An 18,111-nucleotide genomic window follows, 5' to 3' on the forward strand; every position below is an offset into this window, starting at 1 on the left:
AATAATCATAACTTATCTCGGGAGTAAAAGTAATTGTTAGTTATTTTAGTAATAGGTGGCAATATAGAAATTAAAATATGTATTTTTCTGTATTGATATAGAAACTTTATTCAGCCTGCACCTCCGTACCTATTAAGTAGTCAATATAAGCGAGTTCTTCGCTAAAAATACCATTAATAAATGCACTTTGTTCACTCATTACAGCGTCATTAGGTTGGGCTTGGAAGTCTTGTTGGCATCTGACAAGTTCGTTGACTAACCATGGGCATTTGTCGGTTGCCGTGGTTATTGCTGTTTTTAAAAAAGAGGGCCATTTTATTTTTTGTAAATTAAAGCGGTAAAGCGTGACGGCGATATGACTATACGCTTGTTGCTCAAGAGATGGTGGGTTATCACTATTTGCAGTATCACTATTTAGCAGCTTACTACTGATAAGTGCTTGTTGCAGAGCGACTTGTTGTGATTTACTTAAAAAAATCGTTGTCATAATGCGTCGGAGGCCTTGGTTGCAATTAAAGATGGCATTTAATAGGAAGGTTAAGCAAGGCGTTTCATGACTCATGCAGCACCTAAAATGCAGCGACAGTGATAGCAAAATTGGGCTGACTCTTTACTGAATTAAGTAAATACAATTGTAATCGGGTGGATGATTTTAAACCGTAATGCCATAAATAGGCGGCTTACATACAGGCCGTGTTATGTTTTTGATTAACTTTATAAAAGCAATAACTTACTAAACCCATATACAACTATATGGATGCATAAATTAGAACTGTGCATGGGGGAGGTAACAAGCACACTTGCAGACTATAATAAGCTATTGTTTAACTAATATCAGTTCAGCAATAGCTTATTAATTTAATGTAATGGGTGTTATTTTTGCTGTTGCGTTATCCAGTCATTTATTACTTCTTCAAGTACTGCAATTGGCAGCGATCCTTGGCCTATAACTGTGTCGTGAAAGCTGCGAATGTCAAAATCAGCGCCAAGTTCTTTTTCAGCTTTTGCACGTAGTTCACGTATTTTTAGCTCGCCCATTTTGTAAGAAAGCGCTTGTGCGGGCCAAGAGATATAACGATCTATTTGATCTTCTACGGCACTTTGTGGCAATGCAGTATGTTCGCTCAGGTAGTTAATTGCGCGCTCTCGACTCCAGCCGAATGCGTGAATACCGGTATCAACAACCAGCCTAACTGCGCGCCACATTTCATATCCTAATCGGCCAAAATCACTGTATGGATCTTGATAAAAGCCGGCTTCTTTACCTAAACGCTCTGCGTAAAGACCCCAACCTTCACCAAATGCTGAATGGCTTAAGGTACGCCGAAATGGTGGTACATCCAGTTCCATTGCAATTGCATTTTGTAAGTGATGTCCTGGAATCGCTTCGTGTAGGCTCAAGGCTTCTAAATTATATAAAGGTTGCAACGAAGGGGTTGAAGCTAAAAAGTAAGTGCCGGCAGAGCGGTTATCTGCTGGTGGCATATAAAAAGCGCCGCGACTGGCAGAGTCTTTAATAGTAAACGTATTACGTGGTAAATGACCAAAATAGGTCGGTAATTTGCCATACATTTTTTGCGTAATGAAAGCCGCTTTTTCTAATAAATCTTGTTTGTCTTTTGCATAAAACTGTGGAGCAGTTGCTAGAAACTGCAGAAAATCAGCATACGAACCCTTAAAGTTTAGTGAATCAATAATAGCCTGCATTTCAGCTTTAATACGCGCCACTTCTTGTAGACCAAGCTCATGAATTTCTTCTGGCGTAGCTTGTGTGGTGGTGTAATAACTTACTGCATACTTATAATATTCAAGCCCGCCTTTAACGCTTGAAATACCGGGATCTGTTCTGCAATTTGGCATGTAATCATCAACAAAAAAATCATAAAAATGCTGATAAGCAGGAACCACTTTATTGCTAATTAGGGCTTTCGCTTTTTCTTGATAGGCTGCTTTTTGTTGTTGGCTAAAGGTGTTGGGCATACGTGTAAACGGTTCATACAAGGCAATGTTTTGTGGCTCTTTTTCGATATGTTTACTGATGCTTTTATGATAATTTTTAAAGCTCTCGCAATAGTGTGTGTAGCCTTGTTGTATGCCTTCTTTCATGAGGTTGATGTTTTCTTGGTTAAAGCGTGGGTAGTCGCTCAAACTAACCAAAAAATTGTCGTAATCGGTGGTAGTTAAAAACGCCATATTAGCAGGGGCCTCGGCAAAATATGTATGCCAGCCGCTTAAAAAGTTAATAGGAAAGTACTTATCAAGTGACTGGTAACTTTGTTGCTCTGTTTCGCGCTCGTATTTAAAAAGCCGATAATTCATCAGTTGTTCTTTATTGAGTGATTTTGGGTTAATGGCAGCTAATTTGTGCAGCACTTGGTCGTTATAAGTTTGGCGCTTACTTATGGCTTGCTCACTCCAGCGAGCCAGATTTCCATTGGGTTTCCATCCATCGGGGTCGGTGCGAAAAAATACTTTTTCGCTTTTTGCATGTTGCCAGTGTTGGTCAATAATATTTTTTAAATCGGTATTGTCATCAGCCAGACTTGGCAATGACACCATAGTTAAAGAAAGAGCCAAGAGATTTGTTTTATACATGTTGTTTCTCATAATTAGCGAGTTAGTTTTTTATAAAGGGTAGGCAGTGATTTTTTGAGTGCGTACCAAGCTATATAAAATTTATTGTTTTATAGGTTAAGCGTATCAAATTAACGATATGAATGCGCTGACCTTGAACAGCAATACAGAGAAAATTGGCAAGTATGTTGTAAACAGAGCAACTCATTGATATTTAAAACATTAATGGAACGCTTTCGGTTAAGGTATTTAGCGACAACTAAAGTGTATATCGTTCACGCTTTTTATTGAATTTATCCCCCACCCTGAAGATGACAGCCTATGAGTGGTCATTTTTAGTTACTTTTACGCTAGTATTATTTTATAAAGTAAATCATTCTTTATTATTGTATTATAATTACAGTGTACTACCTTTGTGTTGTTAGTTTTTTGCTAATGACATTATTGATATATCAGTTTACATCTGATGGGTAACCTAATTTAAGGACGATTTTATGACGATTGGAAGTACACCTAAAAAAACACTATATAAAGCCAAGCGCCTTTCACTGGCATTATTGCTCGCTTGTTCCACTACAAGTTATGCAGCGGTTGAAAAGTTAACCGTCAGTGGTAATCAAATATTAGCTGGTGATGAGGCAAAGAGCTTTGCTGGTTCAAGCTTATTTTGGAGTAATACAGGTTGGGGCGGCGAAAAGTTTTATACCGCGCAAACGGTTGCCAATGCGAAACAGGAATTTGGCGCTAATATCATTCGTGCTGCGATCGGTCACGGACAAAATACCTCAGGCAGTTTGAATGACGATTGGGACGGTAATATTACTCGTCTTGATACAGTTGTTGATGCAGCAATCGCAGAAGATATGTATGTCATTATTGATTTTCATAGTCACGAAGCGCATACCGACACTGATATGGCGATCCGGTTTTTTGAACGAGCAGCCACTAAATATGGCGACTACGACAACGTTATTTATGAAATTTATAACGAGCCACTACAGATATCGTGGGCTAACGATATAAAACCTTACGCCAACACCGTTATTGATAAGATCAGAGCTATAGATCCTGATAATTTAATTATTGTTGGTACGCCTACTTGGTCACAAGATGTTGATATTGCCTCACAAGACCCGATAGATCGCTACAATATTGCTTATACCTTACATTTTTATGCAGGTACGCATGGTGAGTCACTTAGAAATAAGGCGCAGACGGCTTTAAATAATGGGATTGCTTTATTTGCAACTGAATGGGGCGCAGTCAATGCTGATGGTAATGGTGGTGTAAATAGCAACGAAACTGACGCGTGGATGGCTTTTCTTAAATCAAATACTATTAGCCACGCTAATTGGGCCTTAAATGACAAAGATGAAGGTGCATCAACCTTTCTTCCTGGTGGTAGCTGGGATTCACTAAGTGCATCGGGGCAGAAGATAAAAGATATTCTACTAAATTGGGATATGAATAATGCACCGCTTGACTCAGATGAAGATGGTGTAATTGATTCACAAGATCAATGCCCTAACACACTGCCGAATACACCCGTAGATTCTATTGGGTGTGCGGCTACAGACTCAGATGGCGATGGCGTAATTGACGTACAAGATCAATGCCCCAATACACCAGAAGGTACTGATGTCGACTCCTCGGGTTGTGCTGTTACAACAGGAACAAGTTGTACTGAGGTAAAAACGTATCCAAATTGGGTTAGAAAGCATTATCCTGCAGGCCCTTACACACATAACGAAGCTGGCGACCAAATTCAGTATCAGGGCAATGTTTATAAGGCGAACTGGTATACAAATAGCCTGCCTGGTAGTGATAGTTCATGGACATTTGTTAAAAGTTGCAGCTAAGTCATACTTGTTTTTAAATAAATAGGTAGAGCGCAGTCGCTTTACCTATTTTATTGATTTTTATAGAAATAGGATTATAGACAATCTTCGAATTCATGACGTCAGGCTTGACTCTTTACTAAAATACAATCGTAATTGGATTGGCGGTTTTAAAAATTTAGCTGATAAGCTGGGGTGGATTTTTCTTTTGCGGATCCACATAACTTATAGCTTCTCCAGAAAACTAATCACTCATTGAGATCGACACAAGACCTACAACAGTACAATATAAGTCTATGCTTTAATTGATTTTGAAAAGAGGCTTTCATTGGATTCACTCACACAGGTTGTGCTTGGTAGTGCAGTTGCTTATACAGTATTAGGTAATAAGCTGGGCCGTAAGTCGTTATTAGTTGGGGCGGCGTTTGGCACGTTACCTGATTTAGATGTGCTCATTAATTTTGGTGGTAATGTCGAAAACTTTGTCTATCACCGCAGTTTTAGTCATTCTTTGCTTATACAGCTGTTAGTAAGCCCCTTGTTTGCATGGCTTTTACTTAAAATGAACTGGGCCAAAGGTGTATCGCTGAGGCGCTGGTCTGTCGCTCTATTTTTAATTTTAAGTACTCACTCATTGCTTGATAGTTTTACCGTTTATGGAACACAATTGCTGTGGCCACTGACGACTTACCCCTTTGGTATATCGAGCATATTTATTATTGATCCTGCGTATACTTTGCCATTGTTACTCTCTTGTATAGCGCTTTGCTTGGCGCGGATGTGGCCTTACGCACAGCGTATAAATACTGCTGCGTTAATCGTCAGTTCGCTTTATTTAGCTTGGGGGTTGGCGGCTAAATGGCATATCGAAGATAAAATTCATCAGGCACTAAATACCCAAAATATCATATTTAAGCACTTTGAAAGTACACCAACGCCATTTAATACCTTGTTGTGGCGGGCTGTGGCCGTTACCGAGTTTGGGCATTATGAGATTTATGCCTCTGTGTTTGATGACGCAGACAACGTTGATATGCAATTTTACCCTAGCGAAAATACGCTACTAGCAAAGCTTGATGATGCAAGGCAGATCAAGCTACTGCAAGCATTTACTAAAGGCCTTTATGGGGTGTATCAACAAGATGAGCAAGTCATTATGAGTGATTTAAGAATGGGCCTTGAAGGTTATTATGTATTCTCATTTGTGGTTGCACAGCAAAAAGATCAGCAGTTGATCCCAGGTTCTTATCAACAACTCAGCAACCGATTTCCACTTGATAAGCTCGGGCTTATTTTTGCGCGTATTACTGACCCAAATATCGATTTAGCAACTACCGTAAAAGAGCCCACATCTCCCTGAAATAGATTGCTGGGTTAGGCCTTCTATTTTGTTAATAATTATGTGGCTATTAGCCAACTATCGCTGGGTACCAATTTGCTAACACTACACCAAATAAGCCCACTAAAAATACAATGGATATCAACATCATTAAAGCTGCGGTGGCGATTGTTATCATTTTATTAGATGTTTTCCCCGCATACCTAACCAGTTCAGCAATGAGCAATGGCATCACATAAGAACATACGCTAACAGCTAACACGGTTGGGCCTGTGAACGTTGTAGTATCAATCCCGAGTGAGCCAAACGTTAAAAACCAGGCAAAAATCATTAACCTAAAAAATAGCACGCCGTTTGCTGCAAGGTATAAACGAATTGCCCATATTTGATGTGAATTTATATTACGCCCTCTAGCAGCCAGCACTGCAAATATGCTCGATAAAATAACCATACCACCACTAAACATTGTCAGGCTATGCATTAGCAGGTTGCCTACTGTGCCTCTAACAATCATAAGGTACATTCCTGCGATTGAAATGGTACAAGCTAACAGTACGAATACGCGCCCGTTATAGCGATGAAACTTAGTATATTTTGCTCTTATTGCGGGGATTAATTGCAAACTCCCGCCGATTATCATTACTACGGCAAGTAGCACATGCGTGGCATAGATTAAATTACCGATGGGGTCGCTCGCAACATAGGCGGTATTGTTAAGGCGGACCCAGCCAGATAAACCTGTAGTAACGCTAGTCAGGGCATACCCCAAAATAAGGTAAATTACAAAGCAACCTTGTGCCATTAGTAAGCAAATAAACCATATTTTTTTACTGTTTTCGAGCAGCCTATTTGGGGTTGTTTTCATTTTTTGCATTAACATGTACTTTTCCATTAAATCGTTTCAATAGCCAAATATAAAGACTTTCAGGGCGAATACTTCTCAAATTCGAAACTTGAGCAACGATATATGGATAATTTTTACGGTTAGTTAATTAGTTACTGACACATTCACTAACAAAGTCTTTTTGCCATCGCTAGAGTTACTTTGTATTATCCAAGTTAAAGCAACGTTGTTTATACAACGTCATTTTAAGAGCGACCTGTTATGCAAAATAATTCTCCTTATTACCTTCTCGTCTTTGTGTGCATGGGGTTGATGTTATTTAATGCACTGAAAAAAGATAAGCAGCTAGTTCACTATTTGTTTGCACTATTTTGTGGCTCGCTCTGTATGGTTGGGGCGCAAAAACTCAGTGCGTCAAGTGTCGGAGGGTATCAATACCTAATAGGGCTATTTACTTGCGCTACATGTAATGTTTCATGGTTGATTGCTAGAGCGTTATTTCGTGAAAACAAGCCAATTTCTCGCAGGCATATCGTTTTTGCTGCAACTATTGCAGGCTTGATAATGTTTAACCAAACATGGCATTACTTAGTGAGTTTTGATCCTCAGCCATTACCTACCAGTGATATAATGTGGCGCTTAAAGCAAGGGGTGAATGAAGTAACCATATTGCTTTCATCAAGCATACTTGTGCTCTCTTTTTGGGAGGCAATAAGAGGCTACAGTGAAAAAACAGTGTCACAAAAAATGCAATCAGTGCTCTTTGCCAGCGCTTGGTTTTTAGCTGTGTTTAATGCAAGTGTATTACCTAAGCTAATGTTTAGTAAGACTGAAATTGAGCTATATAATCCCATTATTATTACCTCATCTGCACTACTAATTGTGCTTGCGATGCAAACATTAATGTTTCTTCAAGCGAGAGATAAAAATAGCCAAGGTATTAAAAATGAGGGCGATACAGTTAGTATTTTTAATGACATTGAGATAACTGAAAACACCAATAAACATGAACAAATCGATGTTGCCCCTGAATTAATCGATGGCATTGATCAACTTATCAATAAGCAACAGCTATTCTTGCAAACAAATCTTAAAATTTCAGATTTTGCTCAAGTATTACAAGTACCTGAATATAAAATCAGCCGAGCTATTCGCTATCACTACAAAGTAGCCAACTTTAATCTGTTTATTAATCAATATCGTGTTAAATATGCGCAAGTTTTATTGGCAAGTGAGGATGCTAAAGGTTGGAGCATTTTAAGCATCGCGCTTGAAAGCGGCTTTTCTTCTTTAGCGACTTTTAACCGGGTGTTTAAAAGTATTGTGGGTGAAATTCCTAATGAATACCGAAAACAAAGCAGCAATCATCCTAATATAAGGGGTAGGGAACTTGTTGATTAGTGAGTTGTAGGTTTGTTTTTATAGTTAATCAAGAATATTAGATGTGAATCAACCACACTAAATTGAAAGTATAAGGTGCTATAAACATAAAAGCCGCTCATAGAGCGGCTGAATACTGAGGAGCTACTTTGAAAATTCTGGACAAGTTTTATCTTGTATTTGCTTTAAATCGTACTGCATAAAGCCTGCCTCGCCAAATACATCGGTGCCGTTCAAGTAATACTTACCTTGCTCTTCATTCGGGTTTTTAATGTCATAACCCAATACTTTAGCCACTTGCAGACTAATTAAATAATGGTTAGGCATACAACCTAATTCTTTTTTAATTCGAGTTATTTCATTTTTTGGAATATCAACACCGTAAAACATAAATGGTACCCGGGCGATATCCATATCGACAGCGTTATGTCCAAAACGACCATCTTGCCCTGTCAGTTCACCATGATCTGGCGTGAAGAATATATATGTTGGTTTACCTGAATCTTTAAAGAATTCATAAATGTTAGCTATCACCTTTTGTGTGTAAAGTACTGAGTTATCGTAGCTATTCAGCATGTACTTTTCATAGGGTTGCTCATCAACAGGATACACTTCTTGAGTTTTAGGGTAATTAGCTACATAAGGTGCATGAGCGCTGCGCATATGTAACGTAATAAATTGGGGCTTATTGTAATCCAGATTCATGGAATTAAGTTCGAGCAATAAACGATCATCATAATCTCCATCGAACTGATCTAGATGCTTATCTTCTTTCCAGGTATCAATATCCCCAAGTGAAAATGCATAGGTTAAACCTCCTGCATTTTTTTGTGTAGTAATGTAATGGGTTTCAAACCCTTGACGCTTAGCTAACCGAAACAAAGCAGTGTCCATTTTACTTATATGGACTGCATTATTAGGCTCATATACGGTGTTAAAAAATAAGCTAAGAGATACTCGTGTTGAAACAGCGCTTGAGATCGCAGGCAAATAAAAGAAATTAGGGTCTTGTTTATACGGCATTAAATCTGGCGTTGTATCTCTTTGATAACCATATAAACCCATATTGTAATAACTCAGGCTTTCACCCATTAAAATTACAATATTTGCATCCGCAGGTTCGCCTTTGCTCAATTGATAAGGTTGATAGCTAGGCATTTCTTTACGTAATCCCAGAATCATTTTTAACTGGCGAGCGCTAAAGAATGACACACTGTATAAGCCATTTTTCATAGCTGAGTGCGCAATATTAGGCTGGTATTTTTGAGAGCTCTTAGAACCTAAAGACTGTAAAAAGGGTAACGTGAGCAATAATACAAACAACACCGAGATATAAGGTACGGTAAAACTGGTTTTATGGTATTTGTTATAGGTGAAATACGCTAAGCCATAAAATGCCATGGATAAAAAGAACGCTGGTAGCATAAATTTCAAACCATCAGCAAAGCCAATTAGTGCATCATGCATTTCACCCATCATTAGCACCATATCAAAAGCACTGTAAAAGCCGCCAAAGTATTGGAAGTACATCAGTTCAGAGGCCTGCATTAGAGCCATTATCAGTAAAACAATATTGTTAAGTTTAGGGGTGCGGCTTAACAGCATGAAGACCATTAACAGTAAGGTAATGATAATGCTTTTGAAGTTATAACCGGCCAAGTAGTTATGATTAAACAAGCCATAAATGACATCCGGCATCAGTGCGAATGCCCATAGGGCCAAAAGCGTTAAGAGGGTATGTTTAAATTGTTGCACGTGCAGTTCCACTATTCAGGTTTGCAGGCATTGTAATAAAAATCACATGCAAAGGCATGAGTATTTGAAATAATGTATGAATTTTAACTATTAGGTTTTATACCTCTTTGGTCTGATGCCTTTTATTGCTTCTTTATGATGTGCTCACTCTCAGTAAATAAAGATATTTATGAAAAAGATCTTTATTTTTTTACACCTGCAAGATCAGTACACTAGCATTCGGCTGTCGTGCATTTGTGCGTTCAGTGTTGATTGTATTTTCCTTAAAAATGCTTGTTAATATGTGGTATATATTAGTTACCTGTAAGGTAATATCAATTAGTATACTTTTAGTAACCTAGTTACATTTTTAGGAGAGTTAATGGGCGGCAAGTGGAAAGGCTCGAGTATTTATCATCTAAAAGGTGGGCTTGTTCGCTTTAATGATTTAACTCGCCTGTTAGGAGAAGTGAGTGAAAGCTCTTAATGTAATGAAATATAAAGAGATATTACTTTGAACTACTTAGCTCATCTTTATTTAGCGCAGCCTACAGCAGACTCGCACTTTGGCAACTTGCTTGGTGATTTTGGCGGCAATAGGCATGTAAAGCAATTGCCAATCACGGTAAAAAATGCACTAGATAACCACTATCTAGTCGACAAGTTTACAGATACTCACCCTTTAGTGAAAGAAGCTAAACAGTATTTTTCGCCTCAGCGTAAACGCTTTGCGGGTGTCGCTATTGATGTGGTGTTCGATCATTTTTTAATTCAGCATTGGCAACGGTTTAACGATCAACCGCTAAGTGACTTTAAGCAAATCAGTTATAGGCTTTTGGGTAAGCGTACACCCGTTATGCCGCCAAGAATGCAAAGTGTTGTAAAACATATGACGCAGAATGATTGGTTTAAAGAATACGAAACCGTCGAAGGGGTCGGGGTTGCACTTGATAATATTGCCAAGCGCATTCGCTTTACTAATACGTTTTCTGGCGCTGCTGCTGATATAGCCCGACACTACACTGAATTAGATGCTATGTTTTTAGCGTTTTTCCCTGAATTGATTAAACATGTTAAGCAACGAGGTCTTGAAGGAGCTCAAGATGCTAGTGTGTAAACTTTTTAAATGTAAGTCAGGTTCTAGCCTAAAATGATGCAATATTGATAATTAGCTTTTGATGGAATAAATTCTGACCAACAAAAAGCTCGCATCATACTAAAAACGGCTTGATTGATGGCTACTATCTGACTTAATCATCAGGCCCCTTTAGGGTGAAAACTAAATGCTTGCGCATGTCTTTTAAAATAACGCCTTTTTTAAGCATTGCACCACTTAAACGTTTTTGCCACTTTAATAAGTCAGGCTCTGCCGCTGTTAACGCCTGCTGATTCTCAAACTGAAAACACATTAGTAAAGAGCCTGGAAATAAGTGATATTCCACGTCAAACCAGCATTGCAGCATGCCAGTGAGTTCATTACGGCCTTGCTCTTCAATTGCATCAGCAACTTTAAGTACCAGTGCTTGTTGTTTTATTTGCACCGCAGAGAGTTTTTTCATCGTTTTAATCCAGTTAGAGGCCAAAGATATAGCCAGATGAGCGGATTATAACCGAGCTTGTCGACTGGCAACAACTTTGATAGTAGTTTTAGCCGAAACCACCTTATTATTTGATGTTAAAGCGGCTTATCGTAGGCATAAAGCGTGTTATTTTTTTACCAAGAGGGTGCTGAATAGTTTTTTGATCGCAACTTCCCTTGCTTTAGTGAGGGGGTGAATATAACTCAATCGTAAAAAGTTTTTATATTGCCCTGATGCTGAGAAAAGTGAGCCCGGGGTCATGACGATACCTTGTTGTAGTATTTCATTGTAACTTTTTTGGGTATCTATTGACTCATCTAACTCGACCCACATAGATATGCCGCCATTAGCTTGTGTAAAGCGTATATCCTCAGGCCAATGGGTTTGTAAAAAATTAATCAGCTCTGCTTGTTGTTGTTTAATTGCATATACGTGCTTATTTAGGTAGCGACGATAGTGACCATCTTCTATAAAAGTGGCTAATCCTTGTTGAATCGACCCACATGAAGAAAGTTGCGTAACGAGTTTAAGTTGAGTGATTTTATCATGCCACTTTCCTCCAAAAACCCATCCGATACGTAAATCTCTTGATAAGCTTTTTGAGAATGAACTACACAAAATTACTTGTCCTTGGGTGTCGAGACTTTTTAAAGACTCACTAACAAAAGGAGGAAAAGCCAGATCGCCGTAAATGTCGTCTTCGATAATACAAAAATCACTTTTCACTGCCAATTTAAGTAGCTCTTCTCTTGCTCTATGAGGTATACATGCACCTGTTGGCGTTGAGTAATTAGGTGAGACGACACATGCTTTTATGGGCCACTTGGCTATTTTTTTTGTCAGATCGTCAATGCTTATGCCGTGCTCGGGATCGCATGCTACTTCTATTATTTTTAGGTTAAGTTGTTCTAATATTTGCAATACCCCGTAAAAAGTTGGCGATTCAACAGCGACAGTGTCGCCTGGCGAACACGTGGCCATAAGAGAAATAAATAAACTGTGCTGACAGCCATTGGTAATGCAAAGCTCATCAGGTTTTTGGTTTAAACCACCATAGTGGTTAATTATTGCGTGCTTCAAACGCAAATCACCATCAGAACTATTATAGTAAAATGCTTTTTGACTTTGAGAAGAACGAAATGCTTTGTTTAAATGTCGATTAAGAACGGTTAAGTGAGTAGCATCTTCCTGCGCGCCAGCACTTGGTAAAATATCAAAGGCAGCACTGCGCGTCATAATGTCTTTTAAAATCGCAGGTACTGACACATTGCGTGGAGTAGATGATGTTTTGATTTGTTTTGGTAGCACTCGTTTAGGCGGCTTTATTTGCGTTACAAAGTAACCTGATTTAGGTTTTGCATAAATAAGTCCTTGTGATTCCAAGCGATGTAACGAATGTAATACGGTTGCTTTTGATAGGCCCTGTAGTTTGCAAAGCTCTCTCACTGAGGGCAACTTGCCTGTTGGAGTAAAGCTGTTAGCGTCAATTTTCTTTTTTAAGATAGCCTCAAGCTCTGTATATTTGAACTGTTTCATGCTCTCGCTCGTAGTGACAATCTGTACTCATTGTAAATTATTTTTCTGTGCCTGTACTGTAAAAAAAAGATATATACCATAGGTGATAAGTTTAATGTTTGCTCTGTAATTAACTAGGAGTAGGTTGGCGTTATGATAGATTTTACTGCTATTGATTTAGCTCGTATACAGTTTGCATTTACAGTCTCTTTTCATATTATTTTTCCAGCAATAACAATTGGCTTGGCAAGTTACCTTGCGGTACTTGAAGGGCTTTGGTTATACACGCGAAAGCCGATATACATGACGCTTTGTCGTTTTTGGATGAAAGTGTTTGCGGTAAATTTTGCTATGGGAGTGGTATCCGGCATCGTAATGGCTTATCAGTTTGGTACTAACTGGAGTCAGTTTTCTAATTTTGCTGGAGCTATTACGGGGCCATTACTCAGTTATGAGGTGATGACTGCGTTTTTCTTAGAAGCTGGCTTTCTTGGCGTTATGCTTTTTGGTTGGAATAAAGTTGGCGAAAAGCTTCACTTTACATCCACCTGTTTAGTGGCAATCGGTACGTTGATTTCAATGACTTGGATTTTGGCTTCTAACAGCTGGATGCAAACACCTCAAGGCTATGAAATTATTGATGGCCGAGCGGTTCCGGTTGACTGGTTTGAGATAATATTTAATCCTTCATTTCCTTATCGTTTAGTCCATATGGGCTTAGCCGCTTTTTTAGCGACAGCCTTGTTGGTAGGCGGATCTGGTGCATGGCATTTATTAAAAGGCTCGCACACTCAAGCGGCAAAAAAAATGTTGTCGATGGCAATGTGGATGTTGTTAATTATCGCACCATTGCAAGCTTTTGTAGGAGACGAACATGGCCTAAATACACTTGAGCATCAACCAATGAAAGTGGCAGCAATGGAAGGGCATTGGCATGAATCAGAACCTGGCGAAGGTGTCCCCTTAGTTTTATTCGGTTGGCCAAATATGGAAGAAGAGCGCAATGATTACGCTATAGAAATACCTCATCTTGCTAGCTTAATTTTAACGCATAGTCTTGATGGCACCATTGCACCATTAACATCTGTACCTCCTGAAGATCGCCCTTATGTACCTATTGTATTTTTTAGTTTTAGAATTATGGTCGCCTTAGGGTTATTGATGATTTTATTAGGCATAACAGGGTTAGTGTTACGTAAAAAAGGCCGATTATACGAGAAAAAATGGTTCTTAAGGTTTTGTGTTGCAATGGGCCCCGCCGGATTGATTGCGATGCTAACTGGCTGGTTTGTCACAGAGGCGGGACGACAACCTTGGGTTGTATATGGGTTACAAAGAACGGTTGATGCAAGCTCTGCTCATTCGATGACGGCAATGAGTTATTCATTACTTACTTTTGTTGTTTTATATGTCTGTGTGTTTGGGGTCGGTGTGCGTTATATGTTAGCACTTATCAAAAAGGGCCCTGAACAAGTGTATGACAACGATAATAAAGATGACTTAAACAAACGTCCGGCTCGTCCGCTATCAGCGGCCGATGGTGTTGAGCTTTAGGAGATTACATGATGGATTTTGATTTACCGAGTATCTGGGCACTCATTATTGGCTTTGGTTTAATGATGTATGTGTTTTTAGATGGTTTTGACTTAGGGATTGGCCTACTTTTTCCGCTGGTTAAAAATAAATATGAAAGAGATATCATGGTTAACTCCGTTGCCCCAGTTTGGGATGGTAATGAAACGTGGTTAGTGCTTGGCGGGGCAGGCTTGTTAGCTGCGTTTCCTATGGCTTACTCAGTCATATTATCAGCCTTATATGGGCCTATTTTAGTGATGTTATTTGGCTTAATATTACGAGGTGTTGCGTTTGAATTTCGCTTTAAAGCGACTGAGTCTCACCGTCCATTATGGGATAAGTTATTTTTTGTAGGCTCGTTTATGGCAACCTTTGCTCAAGGTGTAGCAATGGGCGCTGTTATTATTGGTTTTCCTGTTGAAAATGGTGAGTTTGCTGGTGGATCTTTAGACTGGTTAACACCATTTAGCTTATTTACAGGGTGTAGTTTACTGTTTGCTTATGGCTTATTAGGTGCCACTTGGTTAGTGGTTAAAACAGAGCATAATTTGTATAAACAAATGCGTAAACTTATTAAGCCATTAACTATTTTATTAGCCTTGTGCATGTTAGGTATCAGCATTTATACACCACTGATCAACGCTGATGTAAAAGCAATGTGGTTTAATTGGTCAAATATTGTATATCTTGCTCCTTTGCCAATTATTACTGGTATTTTTGTTTTATTATTACTGGGCTCAGTAAACTCAAGTAAACACTATCGGCCATTTATTTATGCGCTGTGTATGTTGTTTATGGGATATTTAGGCTTATGTATTAGCCTTTGGCCAAACATTATTCCACCAAGTGTGTCTATTTATGAAGCTGCAGCGCCTGAATCAAGTTTAAAATTCACCTTGGTTGGTGTTGTTATCATCGTGCCGTTTATATTGGCTTATACGTTTTGGTCTTATTATGTATTTCGTGGCAAAGTTGTTGATACCGAGGGGTATCATTAGTTATTCAATGCTATTGCACTATTTAGCGAAGGCTTTGTGGAGGGTATATGAAAAAGCATCTTCATCAATTTAAATGGTTAATTATCATTTGGGTCTTGAGTGTTGCTTCATTATTTTTAGTGTCTCTTTTGATCCGCTTTTTGATGACTCTTGCAGGAATGAAGTAATAACGTTAGTTAAATTACGGGGGACTATTTTATCAAATAATAGTCCCCTTTTTTATATTCTCATTACTTTTATTAAGACTTGAGTTGCTTGGATAAAAAAAGAGTTGTTACATCCGCTATCTTTATCAGTGCTTCTTTGTCTGCATAGTCCCATGACACTTTTGAGTCAACACTTTCACAACAAATTACGCCTAACGGTTTGTCATCTATAAAATAGATATAATCAAGTAAGGAATACACATTGAATGGTTCAAAATAGGATTTATTTAAGTCCTTTGTTACTTCGTTGTTCCTTGCATCCGATGCATCAAGTACTTGGTTACCTAAAATATAATTAAAGTATGCAGGAAAATCCTGAGCTTTTAAAACCATGTCATTTGTTACTACCTCATTTTCATCAAGGCATATTAAACAATTTATCGCAGTATATTCGTGGTTTAGTAACCAAAGGCTAACTCTATTTGCATTTGGAATTAGCTTTTTTAACTCTTGGCATGTCTGATTTAGTTTATATTTGCTTGAAATATTAGGATCACTAATTTTAACCGCTAGCTTTTTTAGATTGAGGTTATTAGGGTTGTAAATATTAAGTAAGCTATTTAATTTATCTTTATCAAATGGTTTAGCTAAATAACCATCCATACCAATGTCTAAATAATGTTCAATGTTTTGTTTCAAGGTGTTAGCTGTCAAGGCTATAATTGGGGTTGTTTTATCTCCTTGTTGTGCCCGAATTGCTTTTGTGGCTTGTACTCCATCCATTACTGGCATTTGGATATCCATAAAAATCAAATCTACAGGGTTTGTATTAAAGTAATCAACACACTCTTTACCGTTTTCTGTGATTACTACATTGGCGTTATGCGCTTGTAGCATTTTACTTACGATGAGTTGATTTATTTTATTATCTTCGGCGATTAGAATGGTGCACCCTTGTAAATTAGTTATTTCTTTCTTTTGTTTTAATGAATCATACAATAGATGTGTTTCAAAGCTCTGTTGATACGTAAATATAGAGCCTTCGCCTTCTTTACTTGTAAAGCCGATTTTACCTTTCATTAGTTGACTTAACTTGGCACAGATTGATAAGCCAAGCCCTGTGCCCCCATAACATCTTGATATAGATGCATCTGCTTGATGAAAATCTTGAAATAAGTTTTGTTGTGCTGCTTCGCTGATACCAATACCTGTATCAATAATTTCAAATAAAATATCCTGTTCAATTAATGAACTACTTTGAACGCTGACTTTGAGATTTACTTGCCCTTGGTTTGTAAATTTAATCGCGTTTGAACACAAGTTATTTAGAATTTGTGAGATCCTTACAGGATCACCTTTTAAAGTTGCTGCCACCTTCTCATCAATATATAAAGTAAGTTTAATGCCTTTAGCTGATGCTTGTTTAATGAGAGGCTTGAAGAGATCGTTAACAACCTCTTTAAGATTAAAATTGATATTTTCGATATCTAGTTTGCCAGCTTCAATTTTTGAAAAATCTAGAATGTCATTCACAATACTTGAGAGTATATTGGCTGAGTTTAAAATACTTTTCAAAGCGTTATCTTTTTCTAAACTCGTTTCTTCAGCTAGGCCAAATTCAGCTAAATTTAAAATACCGTGTAGTGGTGTTCTAAGTTCATGGGTCATATTTGCTAGAAATTGGCCCTTTAAGGTGTTGGCACTATCAGCTTCTTTTTTTAGTACTTCAAGTTCTTCATTATGTATTTTTTGTTGTTCTAGAGCTGATGTTAATCTTCTGTTGTTTAATCTAAGTTCAAGTTGAGTGATAACTTCTCGACCTAGTATCGTCAGAGCGTTAATTTGGTTTTGATTTAGCTTTTTGGGCTTATCGCTAATAACACAGAGTGTGCCTATAGTATTTCCTTTTGGGGTTACTAACGGGGCGCCTGCATAAAATCGTATGTTTGGATTATTAACAACTAGCGGGTTATCATGAAAGCGCTCATCGAGTAATGCGTTCGGTATTTCAAAAATGTGGTCTTGCAGTATTGCATGGGAGCAAAATGCAATCTCTCTCTCAGTTTCATCAACATCAATACCGTACTTTGACTTAAACCACTGTCTTTGCGGATCTACTAAGCTAATGAGTGAAATAGGCGTTTCACAAATTTCAGAAGCAAGTTGAGTTAAATCATCAAATACTTGTTCGGCTTTGGTATCTAATATTTCATACTCATACAAGGCTTTTAGTCTAGACTCTTCGTCTGCTGGGATTTGCGCTGTTTTCATTGCATTGCTCAATATTTATGTCCACTAAATATAGGATTAATTTCAGGGTAATAGCAACTTTCAGATTAAAATCGCATGAAAAAGGTAATATCTGTGCATTTCTTCAATAGAGCTTATAGGCCTAGCTCTTTTAGCTGTAGAATTAATCTATTCAGTGACTCGAAATAAAACCTATTGAGTGCAATTAAAGCCCAGGGCAAGAGCATGAAAAAAGCCTATGATTTCAATACCTTTTCAAGGTAACCTGTACTGCGCATAGCTTTTTTCTGTTTTGCGGGCATGCCTTTATTAAAGCTTGTTTCTGCTTTTAGCTGATT

At 38.1% G+C, this 18,111-nt stretch carries 14 protein-coding genes and 1 pseudogene; 8 read left to right on the forward strand and 7 right to left on the reverse strand.

Features of this window, described 5'->3' with window-relative positions; genetic code table 11:
* Positions 1 to 106: 106 nt before the first annotated feature.
* Both H5200_RS16835 and H5200_RS16840 read right to left on the reverse strand, forming a co-directional pair.
* Positions 107 to 487: a hypothetical protein gene (locus H5200_RS16835; RefSeq protein WP_182761937.1), complete on the reverse strand. Its 381-nt coding sequence runs from the start codon at positions 485 to 487 to the stop codon at positions 107 to 109.
* Positions 488 to 873: 386 nt separating this feature from the next.
* Positions 874 to 2,595, reverse strand: coding sequence for a DUF885 family protein (locus tag H5200_RS16840; RefSeq protein WP_182761939.1), 1,722 nt, complete (start codon positions 2,593 to 2,595; stop codon positions 874 to 876).
* A gap of 473 nt (positions 2,596 to 3,068) precedes the next feature.
* On the opposite strand from H5200_RS16840, the gene H5200_RS16845 reads away from it, so the two are divergent.
* Together H5200_RS16845 and H5200_RS16850 are read left to right on the forward strand one after the other, a co-directional pair.
* Positions 3,069 to 4,433: a cellulase family glycosylhydrolase gene (locus H5200_RS16845; RefSeq protein WP_182719039.1), complete on the forward strand. Its 1,365-nt coding sequence runs from the start codon at positions 3,069 to 3,071 to the stop codon at positions 4,431 to 4,433.
* A gap of 307 nt (positions 4,434 to 4,740) precedes the next feature.
* Positions 4,741 to 5,772, forward strand: a complete 1,032-nt coding sequence (locus tag H5200_RS16850) for a metal-dependent hydrolase (protein ID WP_182761941.1) — start codon at positions 4,741 to 4,743, stop codon at positions 5,770 to 5,772.
* Between the two features lie 49 nt (positions 5,773 to 5,821).
* Here the strand turns inward: H5200_RS16850 and H5200_RS16855 are convergent, their stop codons facing one another.
* Complete coding sequence (locus H5200_RS16855; RefSeq protein ID WP_182719041.1) at positions 5,822 to 6,631, reverse strand: DUF2306 domain-containing protein; 810 nt, start codon at positions 6,629 to 6,631, stop codon at positions 5,822 to 5,824.
* A 225-nt stretch (positions 6,632 to 6,856) separates the two neighbouring features.
* Here H5200_RS16855 and H5200_RS16860 point away from each other — a divergent pair, with 225 nt between their 5' ends.
* A complete protein-coding gene (locus H5200_RS16860; RefSeq protein ID WP_259398540.1) occupies positions 6,857 to 7,996 on the forward strand; it encodes an AraC family transcriptional regulator in 1,140 nt (379 codons plus the stop codon).
* 123 nt (positions 7,997 to 8,119) lie between these two features.
* On the opposite strand, the gene H5200_RS16865 is transcribed toward H5200_RS16860, so the two are convergent.
* Complete coding sequence (locus H5200_RS16865; RefSeq protein ID WP_149982750.1) at positions 8,120 to 9,730, reverse strand: phosphoethanolamine transferase; 1,611 nt, start codon at positions 9,728 to 9,730, stop codon at positions 8,120 to 8,122.
* A gap of 361 nt (positions 9,731 to 10,091) precedes the next feature.
* Between H5200_RS16865 and H5200_RS16870 the strand changes: the two are divergent.
* Both H5200_RS16870 and H5200_RS16875 read left to right on the forward strand, forming a co-directional pair.
* Positions 10,092 to 10,184 (forward strand): annotated as a pseudogene (locus H5200_RS16870) (winged helix-turn-helix transcriptional regulator); the annotation flags it as partial.
* A gap of 39 nt (positions 10,185 to 10,223) precedes the next feature.
* Positions 10,224 to 10,826, forward strand: a complete 603-nt coding sequence (locus H5200_RS16875) for an ACP phosphodiesterase (protein ID WP_182719044.1) — start codon at positions 10,224 to 10,226, stop codon at positions 10,824 to 10,826.
* 133 nt (positions 10,827 to 10,959) lie between these two features.
* Here the strand turns inward: H5200_RS16875 and H5200_RS16880 are convergent, their stop codons facing one another.
* Together H5200_RS16880 and H5200_RS16885 are read right to left on the reverse strand one after the other, a co-directional pair.
* Positions 10,960 to 11,268: a hypothetical protein gene (locus tag H5200_RS16880; RefSeq protein ID WP_149982748.1), complete on the reverse strand. Its 309-nt coding sequence runs from the start codon at positions 11,266 to 11,268 to the stop codon at positions 10,960 to 10,962.
* 147 nt (positions 11,269 to 11,415) lie between these two features.
* Positions 11,416 to 12,825, reverse strand: a complete 1,410-nt coding sequence (locus tag H5200_RS16885; RefSeq protein ID WP_182761943.1) for a PLP-dependent aminotransferase family protein — start codon at positions 12,823 to 12,825, stop codon at positions 11,416 to 11,418.
* Between the two features lie 132 nt (positions 12,826 to 12,957).
* On the opposite strand from H5200_RS16885, the gene H5200_RS16890 reads away from it, so the two are divergent.
* The 3 genes from H5200_RS16890 to H5200_RS16900 are packed head-to-tail and all read left to right on the forward strand — an operon-like array spanning position 12,958 to position 15,544.
* Positions 12,958 to 14,358 carry a cytochrome ubiquinol oxidase subunit I gene (locus H5200_RS16890; protein WP_182719046.1) on the forward strand — a complete coding sequence of 467 codons (1,401 nt, stop codon included), beginning with the start codon at positions 12,958 to 12,960 and terminating at the stop codon, positions 14,356 to 14,358.
* Between the two features lie 11 nt (positions 14,359 to 14,369).
* Positions 14,370 to 15,377 (forward strand): cytochrome d ubiquinol oxidase subunit II, encoded by a 1,008-nt coding sequence (cydB, locus tag H5200_RS16895; protein ID WP_182719049.1) that lies wholly within the window; start codon positions 14,370 to 14,372, stop codon positions 15,375 to 15,377.
* Positions 15,378 to 15,424: 47 nt separating this feature from the next.
* Positions 15,425 to 15,544: a DUF2474 domain-containing protein gene (locus tag H5200_RS16900; protein WP_149982745.1), complete on the forward strand. Its 120-nt coding sequence runs from the start codon at positions 15,425 to 15,427 to the stop codon at positions 15,542 to 15,544.
* 72 nt (positions 15,545 to 15,616) lie between these two features.
* On the opposite strand, the gene H5200_RS16905 is transcribed toward H5200_RS16900, so the two are convergent.
* On the reverse strand, positions 15,617 to 17,794 hold the full coding sequence (locus H5200_RS16905; RefSeq protein ID WP_182740542.1) for a response regulator: 2,178 nt from the start codon (positions 17,792 to 17,794) through the stop codon (positions 15,617 to 15,619).
* Positions 17,795 to 18,111: the final 317 nt, after the last annotated feature.

It is taken from the genome of Pseudoalteromonas sp. SG43-7, assembly GCF_014164295.1.
Taxonomy (GTDB): Bacteria; Pseudomonadota; Gammaproteobacteria; order Enterobacterales; family Alteromonadaceae; genus Pseudoalteromonas; species Pseudoalteromonas rhizosphaerae.